The sequence below is a fragment of the Streptomyces sp. EDA2-14 genome (assembly GCF_054963755.1).
Genome location: NZ_JBUEGE010000004.1, coordinates 138,957 through 154,589, shown reverse-complemented (window position 1 = coordinate 154,589; position 15,633 = coordinate 138,957). Strand labels below are relative to the sequence as shown.

Sequence of the window (15,633 nt, the reverse complement as noted above, 5' to 3'; positions counted from 1 at the left end):
TCCGAGGAGAGTTCATGGGTACGGAAGGTCCGCAGGCGACACGCCCGTTCCGCTTCGGGGTCAATCTGGTGACCCCGGCGCCCGACGACGCGTGGCGCGCCAAGTGCCGGCGGGCCGAGGAGCTCGGCTACGACGTGCTCCTCGTGCCCGACCACCTGGGCGCCCCGTCACCGTTCCCGTCGCTCGTGGCGGCGGCCGACGCGACGAGCCGGCCGCAGGTGGGGACGTTCGTCCTCAACTGTGCCTTCTGGAACCCGGTGCTGCTCGCCCGGGAGGTCACCACCACCGTCGCGCTCACGGGTGGCCGCCTCGAACTCGGCCTCGGCACCGGCTACGTACGCGAGGAGTTCGAGCAGGCCGGGCTCGACTGGGGCACGCCCGGCAGCCGTGTGGACCACCTCAGGCACACGATCACGGAGCTCGACCGGCTGCTGTCCGCGCCCGACCAGGGCCCCCGGCCCCCGCTGCTGATCGGCGCGAACGGCGACCGGATGCTGCGGACCGCCGCCGAGCACGCCGACATCGCCGCGTTCACCGGGGCGCGGGCGCCCGCGGGGAACGCGGGCGGACTGGAGCCGCTGAGCGCCGAGGAGCTGGCGGAGCGGGTCGCCACGTACCGGAAGTTCGCCGCCGACCGGCCGGAGAGCGCCGAACTCAATCTGCTGGTGCAGCTGGTGGCGGTGACGGACGACCGGCCCGCCGCCGTCCGGCCCCTCCTGGAGCATCTGCCGGGCCTCACCGAGGAACAGGTCCTCGACTCGCCCCTGCTGCTCGTCGGCACGGTCGAGGAGATCACGCGCCAACTCCTGGAGCGGCGCGAGCGGTTCGGGTTCTCGTACATCACGGTCCTGGAGCCGTCCATGGAGGCGCTCGCCCCGGTGATCGAGGCGCTGCGGGGCCGCTGAGTCCGCCGCCCGCCGAGGCGGTTACAGGGACTTCACCCAGCGCCGCCAGTGGTCCGCGCGCTCGTAGCCGGAGGCCGACCACGCGCCGTGGGCACGTGTGTTGGCCTCCAGGACCATGGCGTCGACGCGCCGTCCGCCGAGCGCGGCGAAGCGCTGCTCGGCCGCCTCCAGGAGAGCGCTCGCGATGCCCCGCCGACGGTGGTCGGGGTGCACGGCGAGCCGGTAGGCCGAGCAGCGCCAGCCGTCGAATCCGGCGATGACGGTGCCCACGAGCGCCCCGTCGCGCTCCGCGAGGATCAGGGCGTCCGGGTCGCGCTCGATGAGCAGCGTCATACCGTCGTGGTCGTCGGTGATGCTCGTGCCCTCGGCCGCCTCGCGCCAGAACGCGAGGACAGCGTCGATGTCGTCGGCCGTGGCGGAGCGCATGTTCAGATCGGTCACCCGAGAAGTGGACCACGGCGGCCTGTGCCGGGCCAAGGCGTTTTGGCCGGGCACAGGCCGCCGGTCAGGGTCCTGCCGCCCAGCTACGGTGGCGCGCAGTTCCGGCCGGTCCTGCTCGGTCAGGGACTGGTCATGTGCTCAGTCCTCGATGGCTTGGTAGAGAGTGGTCCAGACGTCGTTGTGCAGCCGGACCGCGTGCCCCACGGACGTGCCGACCTGGGTGAGGACGATGCCGGTGACGTCGTTCACGGGGTCGGCGTACGTCGACGTACCGCTGCCGCCGTCCCAGCCGAACTGGCCGAGCGGGGCGTAGTCGCCGACGTACGTGCGCACCGCCATGCCGAAGCCCCAGCCGCCCTGCTGTCCCTGGCCGAACGACACGTGGACGTTCTCGGTGGCCAGGGTCGTCCGGGCGGCCTGCTGCTCCGGGGTGAGGCGGTTGGTGGTCATCAGCCGCACGGCCGGCTTCGACAGGATCCGCTCGCCGCCGTGCGTCCCGCCGTTCAGGAGCATCCGGAAGTACGCGTGGTAGTCGTCGGCCGTGGAGTTCAGCCCGCCGCCACCCCCGGGGAAGGCCGGGGGCGCGCTCCACCGGCCGCCCTCGGCCTCGTCCCACACGTGGAACTCGCCGGTCGCCGGGTCGGGCGCGTACAGCGGCGGCAGCCGGTGGATGTCCTCGGCCGGCACGTGGAAACCGGTGTCCTTCATGCCGAGCGGCTCGAAGACGCGCTCGCGCAGGAACGAACCGAAGGACTGCCCGGAGACCCGCGCGACCAGCACGCCGAGCAGGTCACTGGCGATCTGGTACTGCCAGCGCTCGCCGGGCTGGTGCATCAGCGGCAGCTCGCCCAGGCGCTTGATCCACTCGTCGGGCGCGGGCATCGGCTCCGGGAGGTTCGGGATGATCCCCTTCTCCGCGATCGCGCCGAAGACCGGGGTGCCGATCGCGGTCATGTCCATCCCGAGCCCGAAGGTCGACGTGAGGACGTCCCGCACGGTGATCGGCCGGCGCGCCGGGACGGTGTCGTCCAGCGGTCCGTCGACCCGCTTGAGCACCTGCCGGTCGGCCAGCTCCGGCAGCCACTCCTCGACCGTGTCGTCGAGGCGCAGCCGGCACTCGTCCAGCAGCACCATGCCCGCCGCGACGGAGACGGGCTTGGACGTCGACGCCATACGGAAGACGGTGTCCCGGCTCATCGACGCGCCGCCCTCGTGCCGCGTCGTCCCCAGCGTCTCGACGTACGTCTCCTCGCCCCGGCTGTAGAGCACGACGAGGCCGGGGATCCGGCCCGACTCGACGTGTCGCGCCAGCACATCACGGATCCTGCGCTGTCCCGCCTCGGAGAAGCCACCGCTGATCTGTCCCATCGCCCACCCCGTCGCCCGGGCCCGTACGAGCGGGCCCGCTCTCGATGTCCACGCAGGCCACGGAGGTGTCCGGGCCGGTGGGCATCAGCCTGAGTCCCGCCGGGGCCCTGATCAACGACGAGTTCGGCAAGGCTGTGTTGCCCACCGGGACATCAATGCGCGTTGTGTCACCGCACAGTTGACCGCTAGGTTCACGGTCACCGGGGAGACGGGGGACCGATGGAGCTGCGGGACATAGAGATCTTTCTGACGCTGGCGGAGGAGCTGCACTTCGGGCGGACCGCCGAGCGGCTGCACATCACGCCGTCCCGCGTCAGCCACGTCATCAAGAAGCAGGAGCGCCGGCTGGGTGTGCGGCTCTTCGAGCGGACCTCGCGCTCGGTGCTGATCACCCCGCCCGGCGAGCGACTGCGCGACGAGCTGCTCCCGGCCCATCGACGCATCCTCCAGGCCCTGGACCGGACCGCCGCCGAGGGCCGGGCCGAGGCCGGTGAACTGCACGCCGGATACACCACGCCCTGGCTGGCCGAACTCCTGCTGCGTGCCGCAAAGGAGCTGCGCGGCCGTCACCCCCAATGGTCCGTACGGATCAGGGAGCTCCAGCACAGCGATCTCTACGGGCCGCTGCACCGCGGCGAACTCCAGTTGCAGCTCGCGGAGTTCCCGGTCGTCGAACCAGGTGTCACCGCAGGACCCGTGCTGCTGCGCGAGCGCAGGGCGCTGATGCTGCCTGCGGACCATCCGCTGGCCGCCCGCGACACCGTGTCCATGGAGGATCTGGTGGAGGTGCCGCTGCTCCGGCTCCAGGGGGACCACCTGAAGCCTCTGATGGACTTCCACGTCCCGGCGCGCACACCGCTGGGACGCCCGGTGTCCCTCGGGCCCTGTGCGACCTCCTGGCACGAGATCCCGGTACTGGTCGCCGCCGGGTTCGGCGCCTCGATCGTGGCCGCACGGGCGGCGGCCTACCACGCCCGGCCCGGCATCGCCTTCGTCCCGCTGCGGGACGGCCCCACACTGGACTACGGCGTGCAGCTGCCCGCAGCCGACCCGGCGCCGCTGGTTCCGGCCTTCGTGGACCTGCTCCGCGCGCTCGCCGACTGAGCCGTGCGTCGGCCCCGCCGCTGCGGCACACCGTGCTTTGCCGCTCCTTTACCATGGAGGAATTACTCGAACTCCTTCGAAAGGTGTGAGCGTCCGCCCATGGGCGAGCCCCCCAGTCTCCGCTCCGTCCCCCCGCGCGGCCCCCGCGAGCGCGCATCGGTCCCCGCTCTGGCCGACCATGGGACGGAGGTGACGACCCGATGACCGAAGTGCTCCTGCTCGCCGTCGCAGTACTGCTGGCGCTTGCCTGCGGCGCGTTCGTGGCGGCGGAGTTCTCGCTCACGACCGTCGAGCGCGCCGATCTCGAGGCGGCGGTCGAGCGCGGTGAGCGCGGCGCCGCCGGCGCCCTGCGGGCCGTCAAGAACCTCACCTTCCAGCTGTCCGGCGCGCAGCTCGGCATCACCGTCACCAACCTGGTCGTCGGCATGCTCGCCGAGCCGTCCATCTCCAAGCTCCTGGCGGGCCCGCTGGAGTCCCTCGGCCTGTCCGCCGGGGCCTCCACCTCGGTCGCCCTGGTGCTCGGCACCGCCCTGTCGACCGTGTTCCTGATGGTCGTCGGCGAGCTGGTGCCGAAGAACTGGGCGATCTCCTCGCCGGTGGCCGTGGCCAAGAAGGTGGCGACGCCGCAGCGCCTGTTCAGCGCGGCGTTCCGCCCGTTCATCACGCACCTCAACAACACCGCGAACCGTCTCGTGCGCCGCTTCGGCATCGAGCCGACCGAGGAGCTGGCCTCCGCGCGCGGACCGCAGGAGCTGATGGCGCTCGCCCGGCACTCCGCGAAGGAGGGCGCCCTGGAGGCGGACACCGCCGAGCTGTTCGTACGCACCCTGAACCTCGCCGACCTCACCGCCGAGAACGTGATGACGCCGCGCGTCCAGGTCATGGCCCTCGACCTCCAGGCCACCTGCGAGGACGTGGCGAACGCGACGCGGGCCACCGGCCTGTCCCGCTTCCCGGTCTACCGCGGCAGCCTCGACTCGGTCGTCGGCGTCGTCCACATCAAGGACGTCCTCGCCGTCCCCGACGATCTGCGGGCCCGCAAGGGCGTCGCCGATCTGCTGCGCGAGCCGCTGCTCGTACCGGAGACGCTGACCGTGGACCGGCTGCTCGACCGGCTCTCCGGCAAGCGGACGATGGCCGTCGTCATCGACGAGTACGGCGGCACGGCCGGGGTCGCGACCCTGGAGGACATCGTCGAGGAGGTCGTCGGCGAGGTCCGTGACGAGCACGACCCGCACGAGACCCCCGACATCGCGGCCGCGGGCACCGACCCCGAGGGCCGCACGCTCTACTCGGCCGACGGCGCCGCCCGCACCGACCAGCTCGCGCGGGTCGGCCTGCGCGCGCCGGACGGACCGTACGAGACGCTGGCCGGGCTCGTCGCGACCGAGCTGGGCCGGATCCCCGACATCGGCGACAGCGTCGAGATCGCCGGGTGGCGGCTCGACGTCGTGGACGCGCACGGACACCGCGCGGCCCGCGTCCTGCTGCACGCGCCGCTGATCCTGGACACCGAGACAGGCAGGACGGCGGACGAGGCGAGGACCAGCCGGTCGACCGCCAAGGCCGAGAAGGCCGCGAAGACCGCCAGGACCGACAAGGCCGCCAGGGACGAAAAGGCTGCCAAGGCCGACAAGGCTGCCGAGGAGAAGGGGGCGGCCCGATGACCGCGGTCCAGTTGTTGATCGGTCTGGCGACGCTCGTCGTCAACGCCTTCTTCGTGGGCGGCGAGTTCGCCCTGATCTCGGTGCGCCGCAGCCAGATCGAGCCGCACGCCGAGGAGGGGGACCGGCGGGCGCGCAGCGTCCTGTGGGGCCTCGAACACGTGTCGGCGCTGCTGGCGGCGGCGCAGCTCGGCATCACGCTGTGCACGCTGGTGCTCGGCATCGTGGCCGAGCCGGCCATCGCGCATCTCCTGGAGCCCGCGTTCGACGGGGTCGGGGTGCCGCACGGCCTGGTCCACCCGATCTCGTTCGTGATCGCGCTGACCGTGGCGACGTATCTGCACATGCTGCTCGGCGAGATGGTGCCGAAGAACATCTCGCTCGCCGAGCCGGTCCGCTCGGCGCTGCTGCTCGGCCCGCCGCTGGTGGCGATCGCGCGCGCCCTGCGCCCGGTGATCTTCGCGATCAACGCCTTCGCGAACGGACTGCTCAAGCTGCTCCGCGTCGAGGCGAAGGACGAGGTGGCGGCGACGTTCTCGGACGACGAGCTGGCCCGCATGGTCAAGGACTCCTCCGACGCGGGCCTGATCGACGACCGGGCGCAGGAGCGGCTGCACGACGCGCTCGAACTGGGCCGGCGGCCCATCAAGGACGTCGTCCTGCCGATCGAGAAGGTCGTCTACGCGCGCGTGGGCGTCACGCCCGAGGAGCTGGAGCGGCTATCCGCCGAGTCGGGTTTCTCGCGCTTTCCCGTGGTGGACGAGGGCCGGCGGATCGTCGGCTACCTTCACGTGAAGGACGCCCTGGACGCGACGCCGCGCGATCTGCCGTTCCGGGTACCCGACATGCGGTCCATCGCGCGCGTGCGGGAGACGACGCCGCTGGACGACGTACTGACCGCGATGCGCGGCAGCCGCACGCACGTCGCGGCGGTGCTCGGCGCGGACGGCCGGCTCGCCGGTCTGGTGACGATGGAGGACGTGCTGCGGGAGCTGTTCGGCCAGCCGGTGTGACCACGGGCGCGGTCCGGTGAAGGGGAAGGGGATCCATGAGCCAGCTCGCCCTGAAGGACGTGACGTACGGATACCCGGACCGGCCCGTCCTGGAGCGGATCTCGCTGTCGGTGCGGCCCGGTGAGAAGGCCTGCGTCATCGGCGAGAACGGCTCGGGCAAGTCGACGCTGCTGCGGCTGATGGCGGGCGAGCTGGCCCCCGCCGACGGCACCGTGGTGGTCGACGCCGACGGCGGCACCGGCTACCTCGCCCAGACGCAGCCGCTGCCGCCGCGGGCCACGGTGCAGGACGCCGTCGACGCGGCGCTCGCCGAGCTGCGCGACCTTGAGCGGCGCATCGCGGAGGCGGAGGCGTCGCTCGGCTCGGCCGGACCCGGCGCGCTGACCGCCTACGCCGACCTGGTCTCGGCCTTCGAGGCGCGCGAGGGCTACCGGGCCGACGCCCGCCTCGACGCGGCCCTGCACGGGCTCGGCGTCCCGCACCTGGCGCGCACGCGCACGCTCGGCTCCCTGTCGGGCGGCGAGGCGGCCCGGCTCGCGCTCGCCTGTGTCCTGGCCCCGCAGCCCGAGCTCCTCCTCCTGGACGAGCCGACGAACCACCTCGACGACCAGGCGCTGAGCTGGCTGGAGGACCGGCTGCGGGCGCACCGCGGCACCGTCGTCGCCGTCACCCACGACCGTGTCTTCCTCGACCGGGTGGCCGGCGCGATCGTCGAGGTCGACGGCGACCGGCGCTCCGTCGCCCGGTACGGCAACGGCTGGCACGGCTACCTGGAGCAGCGGACGACCGCGCGGCGCCGCTGGGAGGAGCGGTACCGGGCGTGGACCGACGAGGTGGACCGGCAGGAACGCATCGCCGAGGACACCTCGGCGCGCCTGTCCGGCGGCTGGCGGATGCGGGACAGCAGCACGTTCGCCAAGTTCTCCAAGCACCAGCGGTCCGTGGAGGGCCAGGTCTCCGGCGTGGTCCGCAACGCACGCGAGCGCCTGCGGCGGCTGCGCGCGGACCCGGTGCCGAAGCCGCCGGAGCCGTTGCGGTTCCGGGTGGGCGAGAGCCCCGCCCAAGGGGGCCTCGAAGAAGGTGGCGTCCCAGCAGGCGGCGTCCCAGCGGCCGGAGTCCTCGAAGGCGGGGTCCTCGAAGGCGGAGTCCTCGAAGGCGGTCGCCACCCCTTCCTGCGCCCCGTGGAGCTGACCGACGTCGTCGTCGAGGGGCGGCTCGCGGTCGAGCGGCTGGTGCTGGAGCCGGGCTCGCGCACGCTCGTGACCGGACCGAACGGGGCGGGCAAGTCGACGCTGCTCTCGCTGCTCGCCGGGCGGCTCGCGCCGGACCGCGGGACGGTCCGGCTCCCGCCCCGGATCGGGTACTTGACGCAGGAGGTCGCGCACGACGGCGCCGCGCAGCCGCTCCTCGACGCGTTCGCGGCGGGGCTCGGCGGGCTGCCCGAGGACCATGCCGAGGCCCTGCTGGCGCTCGGCCTGTTCCGCGAGGAGGACCTGGCCGTGCCGGTGCGGGACCTGTCCGTCGGCCAGCGCCGCCGCCTCGATCTGGCCCGGCTCGTCACGCGCCCCGCCGATCTGCTGCTCCTGGACGAGCCGACGAACCACGTCTCCCCCGCGCTCGCGGAGGACCTGGACGCGGCGCTCGCCGGTTACGCGGGCACGCTCGTCGTGGTCTCGCACGACCGCAGGCTCCGGGCCCGCTTCGAGGGCCGTCAGGTGCGGGTGACGGGCGGGTCCGTCGTGGGGTGAGGCGCGGGCTCCGGCGTCGACGTCGGCGTCTCCAGGATGCCGGGTCCGTGCGGACCGACGCCCGCGGTGCCGACCGCCGTGAGGACCGCGAGCAGTGCGGCGAGGCCCGCGGTGCCGAGGGCCGCGGCCCAGTCGACGTTCAGCAGGTTCGTCGCGCCCGCGACCAGCACGGCGGCGAGCGCCTGCGCGAAGGTCCTGACCGCACGCTCCGCGGTGGCTTTCCAGAAAGCGATGTTCCACATGACGTACTCCCCCGTTCGCCGTGTCCGTTCCTGGCATACCGCCGCCGGGCCCGGCTGCCCAGACCCGCGGCGCGCACCACTTCGTTGCCTCGGGATACGATCTACGCAGCCATGCACACGAACCCTGACCACACCAGCCTCGTCGCGCTCGGCGACTCCTTCACCGAAGGCATGTCCGACCTGCTGCCGGACGGTTCCTACCGCGGGTGGGCCGACCTGCTCGCCGCCCGGATGGCCGCGCGGACGCCAGACTTCCGCTACGCGAACCTCGCCGTACGGGGCAAGCTCATCGGCCAGATCGTCGACGAGCAGATCGACGTCGCCGCCGCCATGAAGGCCGACGTGGTGACCCTCGTCGGCGGGCTCAACGACACCTTGCGCCCCAAGTGCGACATGGTCCGCGTCCGCGATCTGCTGACGCAGTCCGTGGAGACGCTGGCCCCGTCGTGCCGGCAGCTCGTCCTGATGCGCAGCCCCGGCCGCAACGGCCCGGTGCTGCAGCGCTTCCGGCCGCGCATGGAGGAGCTGTTCGACTGCATCGACGACCTCGCGGCGAAGCACGGCGCGCTCGTCGTCGACCTGTACGGGGAGCCGGCCCTCGGCGACCAGCGCATGTGGGACGTGGACCGCCTGCACCTGACGGCCGAGGGCCATCGCCGGGTCGCCGAGGCGGTCTGGCAGTCGCTCGGCTACGAGGCGGAGTCCGACTGGCGTGCCGCGCTGCCGCCCTCCGCCCCGCCGAACTGGGTGACGCGCCGCGTCGCCGACGCCCGCTTCGCCAAGCAGCACCTCGGGCCGTGGATCGGCCGCCGCCTGACGGGAAGGTCGTCGGGCGACGGCCGGGCCCCGAAGCGCGCCGAGCTGAGCCCGTACGCCGAGGACCCGCGCAACGGCACCGGTTCCTAGGGCCTGTCGCCGCGGGGCGACAGGCCCTGTGGCACCACGACTGTGCCGTTCACTCCACGTCTCACTCCACGTCGAGTTCGATGCCGCCCAGCGCGCCGAGGTCGGCCACGAGGTGGTCGCCCTTGGTGATGGCCGTGGGCGTGCAGATCGTCCCGCTCAGCACGATGTCCCCGGCTTCGAGACCCGCGCCCCCGCTCGACAGGTGGCGGGCGAGCCAGGCGACCGCCTCGGCCGGGTCGCCCATGACCGCCGTGGCGTCCCCGCTCGCCGTCCGCGCGCCGACCGACAAGGTGGCGGTGACGTTCCGCAGGTCCTTCGGCGGCGGTGTCATCTCGGGGCCCAGGGAGATCCAGGCCGCGTAGGTGTTGTCGGCGACGAGCATCGGCAGGGTGCGCGCGCCGCCGCGCCATCTGCTGCCGACGATCTCGAAGGCCGGCGCGACGGCGACCGTGGCACGCAGGACGTCCTCGGCGATGACATGCGGACCGGAGAGTGCCTCGCCGAGGACGACGTCGGCTCAGACGGACAGCACGAGCTTGCCCCGCGTATGCCCCTCGGCGTTGAGCCGCCACGCCTCCGCCGCCTCGGCGAGCGGCAGCACCCGCGCGATCGGCACGGTCAGCTTCCCCGCGTCGGCGAGGCCGGCGAGGGCCGTGAGGTCGGCCGAGTCCGGGCGGACCCATACGTAGTGGCCGCCCTTCTCCGCGGCCTCCGCCTCGACGATGGACGCGAACCGGTCGGGCCGGTCGAGCAGGCGCAGCGAGGTGTCGACGGCTTCCGCGCCACCGACGAAGTCGAGGGCCGCGTCGATGCCCTCGGGCGCCAACTCCGTGACGCGGCCGTCGAGTCCGGGACCGTAGGCCACCGGCTCCGCGCCCAGCTCCCGTACGAAATCGTGGTTCCGCTCGCTCGCCGTGCCGATCACGCGGGCGCCGAGCGCCGCGGCGATCTGGACCGCGAACGAGCCGACGCCGCCCGCTGCCGCGTGCACCAGGACGGTGTCACCGGAGCCGACGCCCACGCGCTGAATGGCCTGGTGGGCCGTGAGCCCGGCGAGCGGGACGCCCGCGGCCTGCTCCCAGGAGAGCGCGGCGGGCTTGCGGGCCAGCATCCGCACGTGCGCGGAGACGAGTTCGGCGTAGGCCCCCAGCTGGGCGACGTCCTTGCGGATGTAGCCGAAGACCTCGTCCCCCGGCGCGTACTCCTCGACGTCGAAGCCGACGCGCTCGACGGTCCCGGACACGTCCCAGCCGGGGACGAGCGGGAAGTGCGTCTCCATGATCGGGTCGAGTCCGCCCGCGGCGAGCTTCCAGTCGACCGGATTGACCCCGGCGGCCTTGACCCGGATCAACACCTCACCGGGCGCCACCTTCGGTTCGGCGAGGTCGGTGAGCTGCAGCGTTTCGGGGCCGCCGTATCCGTTCAGGGTGATGGCTCTCATGGGCCCAATGATTGCACGCAGAGGTAAATGCAGGCCACCGATACATGCGTTTGCAATTATCCCGCGCATGCAAGTACTGTCGTTCGGCGTAAGCACCCGTAAGGCCCGAACCACCCGAAAGGCCGCACACACCATGGCACCCTCCATCCCCACCGTCACCCTCAACAACGGCGTCGAGATCCCCCAGCTCGGCTTCGGCGTCTTCCAGGTGCCGGACGACGAGACCACCGCCGCCGTGACCGCCGCCCTCGAGGCCGGCTACCGCTCCATCGACACCGCCGCGATCTACGGGAACGAGGCGGGCGTCGGCCACGCGCTCGCCGCCTCCGACATCGCCCGCGAGGACCTGTTCATCACGACCAAGCTGTGGAACGCCGACCAGGGCCACGACGCCACCCTGAAGGCCTTCGACGCGAGCCTCGCCAAGCTGGGCCTCGATTACGTCGACATGTACCTCATCCACTGGCCGACCCCGGAGCGCGACCTCTACCGCGAGACCTGGAAGGCCATCGAGACGCTGGTCGCCGACGGCCGGGTCCGCACCGCGGGCGTCTCCAACTTCCAGCCCGCGCACCTGCGCCGCCTCATCGACGGCTCGGAGCTCGTCCCCGCCGTCAACCAGGTCGAGCTGCACCCGGGCCTCCAGCAGAGCGAGCTGCGCGCCGTCCACGCCGACCTCGGCATCGCCACCGAGGCGTGGAGCCCGCTCGCCCAGGGCACCGTCCTCGGTGACGAGGCGATCACCACGACCGCCGCCCGCCACGGCAAGTCGCCCGCCCAGGTCGTCCTGCGCTGGCACCTGCAGCTCGGCAACATCGTGATCCCCAAGTCCGTGACCCCGGCCCGCATCCGCGAGAACCTCGACGTCTTCGACTTCGCCCTCACGGACGACGAGATGGCCTCGATCGCCGCGCTCGACCGCGATCTGCGCACGGGCCCGCACCCGGACGAGCTGAACTAGGCCCTGGTCCGGCGACGCGAAAGCACCACCTGTGATGTCTGTTGCTCCCACCGCCCTCGACCGGCTCGTGAACCCCGCGGGGGGACTGCCGACCCTGGGCCTCGAACTCCCCCTCGACCACGACTGGGGCGGCACCCGGCTCCGTGCCGACCGGGCCGCGGGGCGCCCCTTCGGCGTCCCCGACCTGACCCGGCACGCCGAACTCGCCCGCCTCGCCGACGAACTGGGCTTCGCGGCGCTCTGGGTGCGGGACGTCCCGCTGTACGACCCGGAGCACTTCGGTGACGCCGGTTCCGTGTTCGAGACGTTCACGCACCTGGGACATCTGGCCGCCGTCACCGAGCGCGCCGTGCTCGGGACCGCGGCCGTCGTCCTGCCGCTGCGGCAGCCGCTGTTGGTCGCGAAGGCGGCCGCCAGCGTCGACGCACTGTCCGGCGGCCGGTTCGTGCTCGGCCTCGCCAGCGGGGACCGGCCGGTCGAATACCCCTTGTTCGGCGCGGACTTCCACGCCCGCGGCGCCGCGTTCCGCGAGGGCGTGGAGATCCTGCGCGCGGCCTGGGCCGGGCGCTTGGGGGACGAGGGCATGAGCCTGCCCGGGCTCGGCCTCGACGCCGGCCGCCGCCTGGACGTACTGCCCAAGCCGACGGCCCCGACCGTCCCGATCGCCGTCGCGGGGCACGCCCAGCAGTCCGCGGAGTGGATCTCCCGGAACGCCGACGCGTCCCTCAACTACCCCCGCCCGCTGGGGGCGTTGCGCCTCAAGACACAGGAGTGGCGGCAGCTGACGGGCGAGGATCCCAAGCCGTACCTCACCCCGATGCAGCTGGACCTCCTGGCGGACCCGGCCGCCCCTGCGACCGCCATCCGCCTCGGCCTCCGTACCGGCCGCGAGGCGCTGGTGGAGCATCTGCGGGCCATGGGCGACCTCGGCGTCTCCCACGTCTCCTTCAACCTCCGCCCCAGTGACCGCCCGATCGACGAGGTCCTCCGGGAACTCGCCGAAACGGTCCTGCCGCACTTCCCCGCGCAGGGCACGGAGTAGCTCAACCGACGAACCCCTCGGCGAGACCGCGCTTGAGGATCTTGCCTGTCGCCCCCTTCGGCAGGGCGTCCACGATCCTCACGTGGCGCGGGTACTTGTAGGCGGCGATCCGCTCCCGCACGAACTCCCGTACGGCGTGGGCCTCGGCGCGCTCACCGGCGCGCAGGCTCACGACGGCGACGACCTCCTCGCCGTGGGTCTCGTGCGGGACGCCGATCACCGCGGCCTCCGCGACGGCGGGGTGCTGGTGGAGGACCTCCTCGACCTCACGCGGATAGACGTTGTAGCCGGAGCGGATGATGAGGTCCTTCTTCCGGTCGACGACGTAGTAGTAGCCGTCGTCGTCGACGCGGGCGAGGTCACCGGTGCGGAACCAGCCGTCCGTGAAGGCCTCGCGGGTCGCCGCCGCGCGGTTCCAGTAGCCCTTCATCACGTTGTCGCCGCGGATCACGATCTCGCCCACCTCGCCGGGCCCGACGGACTGCCCGGCATCGTCGAGAAGGCGGAGCGCGACGCCGTCGACGGGCAGTCCGATCGAACCGGGGCGGCGTGGCCCGTCCGGCGGATTGAACGTGGCGACCGGCGACGTCTCGGACAGCCCGTACCCCTCCAGGATCGGCACCCCGTACGCACGCTCGAAGGCGCGCAGCGTCTCCACCGGCAGGGAGGCGCCGTCGGAGACGGCGAGCCGCAGCCGTCCGGGCCGTACGCCCGCGCCGCCGTGCAGCAGGGCCGAGTACATCGTCGGTACGCCGAGGAAGAGGGTGACTCCGTCGCGCGCCATGATCTCCAGCGCGGCCACGGGGTCGAAGCGGGGCAGCAGCGTGAGCGTGGCGCCCGCGCTCACGGCGGCGCCCAGCGCGCAGGTCTGGCCGAACGCGTGGAACAGCGGGAGCCCGCCGAAGACCACGTCGTCCCGGCCGATCCGGAGGATGGTGCGTGCGACGGTGAGCGCGTTGGCGGCCAGATTGCGGTGGGTCAACTCGGCGCCCTTGGGCGCTCCGGTCGTCCCCGAGGTGTAGAGGATCACCGCCGTGTCGTGGTCGGCTCGCTCGGCTGTCGACCTCATCGGCCGCACCCTGCTCAGCTGTTGCGCGAACTCCCCCGTGCCCACGGTCAGGCACGGTGTGCCGGCCGGCGCGGCGGCGGCAGCGACCTCGTCCGCGCACGACGCCGCCGTCACCACCGCACGGGGCCCGCAGTCTCCCAGCACGTGGGCGAACTCCCCGCACTTCAGCAGGGGGTTCAGCGGGACGACCACCGCGCCCGCGGCGAGGATCCCGTAGTAGGCGACGGGGAAGTCGACGACGTTGGGCACGGCCATGGCCACCCGGTCACCGGGCCGCACGCCCCGCTCCCCCAGCAGCCCGGCGAACCGGGCACATGCGTCGCCCAGCTGCGCGTAGGTGAGACGGTCCCCGCCCTGCCGCACGGCCGGCCGGTCGCCGTGTTCGCGGACGGATGCGACGAGGAGGTCGGCGAGGTTGGTCATGCGGCTCCTTCGAGGGCTGATCTTCGGCCGGTGCCTTGTCAACGCGCTGTCCGGCCGGTTTCCTGGCGTTCGGTACTCCGTTGCCGGGTGGCCCCGGGTCCGTCGCGGCGCTGCCACGCTAGGTCGCGCCACGGCCCCCCGCTTGCCCTCCCGTGACGTGCGACTTATCCGACGGGGACAGGCAAGGAGCGTGCCCATGAAGCCCCGCGTCCGCAGCGCCGCGCTCAGCGGCTACGTCCCGCTCGCCCGGTCGCTCGGCCTCGCCCCGGAACCGCTGCTGCGCGAGGTGGGCCTGCGCCCCGCCGAGCTCTCCGTACAGGACCGGTGGATCCCCGGTCCCGCCGTGACCCGGCTGCTCGAACGGTCGGCCGCCGCGGCCGGCCGCGAGGACTTCGGGCTGCTGCTCGCCGGCCGGCGGCGGTTCGCGAACCTGGGGCCGATCAGCCTGGTGGCGCGCGAGGAGCCGACCCTGCGCAGCGCGCTCGACCTGCTGATCCGGCACGAGGACGCGTACAACGAGATGCTGCACGGGCGGCTCGACGAGTCCCGGGGGCGGTCGGTGCTGAAGGTGTGGCTGGAGCTGGGCGAGCCGGCCCCCGCACGGCAGGCCACGGAGCTGGCCGTCGCCGTCTTCCACCACGTCGTACGGGAGATTCTGGGCGATCGCTGCCGCCCGGCTGCCGTCTGCTTCACCCACGCGGCGCCCACGGAGCTCGCCACGCACCACCGCCTCTTCGGTCCCGCGGTGGAGTTCGGCCGCGCGTTCAACGGCCTGGTGCTGCACGCGCGTGACCTCGATGCCCCCAATCCGCAATCGGACCCGCTCCTGCACGCCTACGCCCGCCAGTACTTCGAATCGGTCACCGAGCCGCGCGGGGCCGCCCTCGTCGACCAGGTGCGGGAGCTGATCGAGACGCTGCTGCCGACGGGGCGCTGTTCCATCGAGGAGGTCGCGCACAGCCTCGGCGTGGACCGCAGGACGGTGCACCGGCATCTGGCGTCGGCGGGGCAGACGTTCTCCTCGCTGCTGAACGCCACCCGCGCCCGCCTCGCCGAGCAGTTGGTGGCGAATCCGCACCAGCCGCTGACCGAGGTAGCGCTCCTCCTCGGCTTCTCCGCGCCCAGCGGTTTCTCGCGCTGGTTCCGTGAGCAGTTCGGCTGCACACCGAGGGCCTGGCGGGCCCGGCGCACCGGTGATTCAACTCCTGTCCCCAAGTGACAAGTTGGCTGTCCCTTTCGGTTAAGCGGGCCGCGTAACCCGTCCTTAACGTGGCGGTGGTAGGCGAGAAACCGCACCGAAGGGTAC

General features: G+C 72.8%; 15 protein-coding genes. 9 read left to right on the top strand and 6 right to left on the bottom strand.

Going from position 1 to position 15,633, the window contains the following annotated elements; genetic code table 11:
• Window positions 1–14 precede the first annotated feature (14 nt).
• Complete coding sequence (locus ACY34M_RS13595; RefSeq protein WP_462717863.1) at window positions 15–905, top strand: LLM class F420-dependent oxidoreductase; 891 nt, start codon at window positions 15–17, stop codon at window positions 903–905.
• A gap of 21 nt (window positions 906–926) precedes the next feature.
• Here the strand turns inward: ACY34M_RS13595 and ACY34M_RS13590 are convergent, their stop codons facing one another.
• On the bottom strand, window positions 927–1,346 hold the full coding sequence (locus ACY34M_RS13590; RefSeq protein WP_462717862.1) for a GNAT family N-acetyltransferase: 420 nt from the start codon (window positions 1,344–1,346) through the stop codon (window positions 927–929).
• A gap of 138 nt (window positions 1,347–1,484) precedes the next feature.
• Window positions 1,485–2,714: a serine hydrolase domain-containing protein gene (locus tag ACY34M_RS13585; protein WP_462717861.1), complete on the bottom strand. Its 1,230-nt coding sequence runs from the start codon at window positions 2,712–2,714 to the stop codon at window positions 1,485–1,487.
• Between the two features lie 219 nt (window positions 2,715–2,933).
• Here ACY34M_RS13585 and ACY34M_RS13580 point away from each other — a divergent pair, with 219 nt between their 5' ends.
• The 4 genes from ACY34M_RS13580 to ACY34M_RS13565 all read left to right on the top strand — a co-directional run bounded on the left by ACY34M_RS13580 (window position 2,934) and on the right by ACY34M_RS13565 (window position 8,243).
• Entirely contained in the window at window positions 2,934–3,818 is an 885-nt protein-coding gene (locus ACY34M_RS13580) for a LysR family transcriptional regulator (RefSeq protein WP_462717860.1), read from the top strand.
• A 200-nt stretch (window positions 3,819–4,018) separates the two neighbouring features.
• On the top strand, window positions 4,019–5,485 hold the full coding sequence (locus ACY34M_RS13575) for a hemolysin family protein (RefSeq protein ID WP_462717859.1): 1,467 nt from the start codon (window positions 4,019–4,021) through the stop codon (window positions 5,483–5,485).
• Window positions 5,482–6,495, top strand: coding sequence for a hemolysin family protein (locus tag ACY34M_RS13570; protein WP_462717858.1), 1,014 nt, complete (start codon window positions 5,482–5,484; stop codon window positions 6,493–6,495). The genes ACY34M_RS13575 and ACY34M_RS13570 overlap by 4 nt, the downstream gene beginning before the upstream one ends.
• Window positions 6,496–6,530: 35 nt before the next feature.
• Complete coding sequence (locus ACY34M_RS13565; protein WP_462717857.1) at window positions 6,531–8,243, top strand: ABC-F family ATP-binding cassette domain-containing protein; 1,713 nt, start codon at window positions 6,531–6,533, stop codon at window positions 8,241–8,243.
• Here ACY34M_RS13565 and ACY34M_RS13560 read toward each other — a convergent pair.
• Window positions 8,207–8,485: a holin gene (locus tag ACY34M_RS13560; protein ID WP_462717856.1), complete on the bottom strand. Its 279-nt coding sequence runs from the start codon at window positions 8,483–8,485 to the stop codon at window positions 8,207–8,209. The two genes, ACY34M_RS13565 and ACY34M_RS13560, sit on opposite strands and share 37 nt — an antisense overlap.
• Window positions 8,486–8,596: 111 nt before the next feature.
• On the opposite strand from ACY34M_RS13560, the gene ACY34M_RS13555 reads away from it, so the two are divergent.
• On the top strand, window positions 8,597–9,391 hold the full coding sequence (locus ACY34M_RS13555) for an SGNH/GDSL hydrolase family protein (protein ID WP_462717855.1): 795 nt from the start codon (window positions 8,597–8,599) through the stop codon (window positions 9,389–9,391).
• 61 nt (window positions 9,392–9,452) lie between these two features.
• Here ACY34M_RS13555 and ACY34M_RS13550 read toward each other — a convergent pair whose 3' ends face one another.
• On the bottom strand, window positions 9,453–9,866 hold the full coding sequence (locus ACY34M_RS13550) for a 2-keto-4-pentenoate hydratase (RefSeq protein ID WP_462718235.1): 414 nt from the start codon (window positions 9,864–9,866) through the stop codon (window positions 9,453–9,455).
• A 42-nt stretch (window positions 9,867–9,908) separates the two neighbouring features.
• A complete protein-coding gene (locus tag ACY34M_RS13545) occupies window positions 9,909–10,832 on the bottom strand; it encodes an NADP-dependent oxidoreductase (RefSeq protein WP_462717854.1) in 924 nt (307 codons plus the stop codon).
• A gap of 133 nt (window positions 10,833–10,965) precedes the next feature.
• On the opposite strand from ACY34M_RS13545, the gene ACY34M_RS13540 reads away from it, so the two are divergent.
• A complete protein-coding gene (locus ACY34M_RS13540; RefSeq protein WP_462717853.1) occupies window positions 10,966–11,793 on the top strand; it encodes an aldo/keto reductase in 828 nt (275 codons plus the stop codon).
• A gap of 34 nt (window positions 11,794–11,827) precedes the next feature.
• Window positions 11,828–12,835, top strand: coding sequence for a TIGR03571 family LLM class oxidoreductase (locus ACY34M_RS13535; protein WP_462717852.1), 1,008 nt, complete (start codon window positions 11,828–11,830; stop codon window positions 12,833–12,835).
• A gap of 1 nt (window position 12,836) precedes the next feature.
• Here ACY34M_RS13535 and ACY34M_RS13530 read toward each other — a convergent pair whose 3' ends face one another.
• Complete coding sequence (locus ACY34M_RS13530; RefSeq protein ID WP_462717851.1) at window positions 12,837–14,327, bottom strand: long-chain-fatty-acid--CoA ligase; 1,491 nt, start codon at window positions 14,325–14,327, stop codon at window positions 12,837–12,839.
• Window positions 14,328–14,523: 196 nt separating this feature from the next.
• Between ACY34M_RS13530 and ACY34M_RS13525 the strand changes: the two genes are divergently transcribed.
• Entirely contained in the window at window positions 14,524–15,546 is a 1,023-nt protein-coding gene (locus tag ACY34M_RS13525) for an AraC family transcriptional regulator (protein ID WP_462717850.1), read from the top strand.
• The last annotated feature ends 87 nt before the right edge of the window (window positions 15,547–15,633 follow it).

Coding starts and splice junctions, on each gene's coding strand:
- ACY34M_RS13555 (WP_462717855.1), top strand. CDS start 8,597: ATGCACACGAACCCTGACCACACCAGCCTCGTCGCGCTCGGCGACTCC.
- ACY34M_RS13560 (WP_462717856.1), bottom strand. CDS start 8,485: ATGTGGAACATCGCTTTCTGGAAAGCCACCGCGGAGCGTGCGGTCAGG.
- ACY34M_RS13545 (WP_462717854.1), bottom strand. CDS start 10,832: ATGAGAGCCATCACCCTGAACGGATACGGCGGCCCCGAAACGCTGCAG.
- ACY34M_RS13565 (WP_462717857.1), top strand. CDS start 6,531: ATGAGCCAGCTCGCCCTGAAGGACGTGACGTACGGATACCCGGACCGG.
- ACY34M_RS13530 (WP_462717851.1), bottom strand. CDS start 14,327: ATGACCAACCTCGCCGACCTCCTCGTCGCATCCGTCCGCGAACACGGC.
- ACY34M_RS13570 (WP_462717858.1), top strand. CDS start 5,482: ATGACCGCGGTCCAGTTGTTGATCGGTCTGGCGACGCTCGTCGTCAAC.
- ACY34M_RS13575 (WP_462717859.1), top strand. CDS start 4,019: ATGACCGAAGTGCTCCTGCTCGCCGTCGCAGTACTGCTGGCGCTTGCC.
- ACY34M_RS13585 (WP_462717861.1), bottom strand. CDS start 2,714: ATGGGACAGATCAGCGGTGGCTTCTCCGAGGCGGGACAGCGCAGGATC.
- ACY34M_RS13580 (WP_462717860.1), top strand. CDS start 2,934: ATGGAGCTGCGGGACATAGAGATCTTTCTGACGCTGGCGGAGGAGCTG.
- ACY34M_RS13525 (WP_462717850.1), top strand. CDS start 14,524: ATGAAGCCCCGCGTCCGCAGCGCCGCGCTCAGCGGCTACGTCCCGCTC.
- ACY34M_RS13535 (WP_462717852.1), top strand. CDS start 11,828: ATGTCTGTTGCTCCCACCGCCCTCGACCGGCTCGTGAACCCCGCGGGG.
- ACY34M_RS13595 (WP_462717863.1), top strand. CDS start 15: ATGGGTACGGAAGGTCCGCAGGCGACACGCCCGTTCCGCTTCGGGGTC.
- ACY34M_RS13540 (WP_462717853.1), top strand. CDS start 10,966: ATGGCACCCTCCATCCCCACCGTCACCCTCAACAACGGCGTCGAGATC.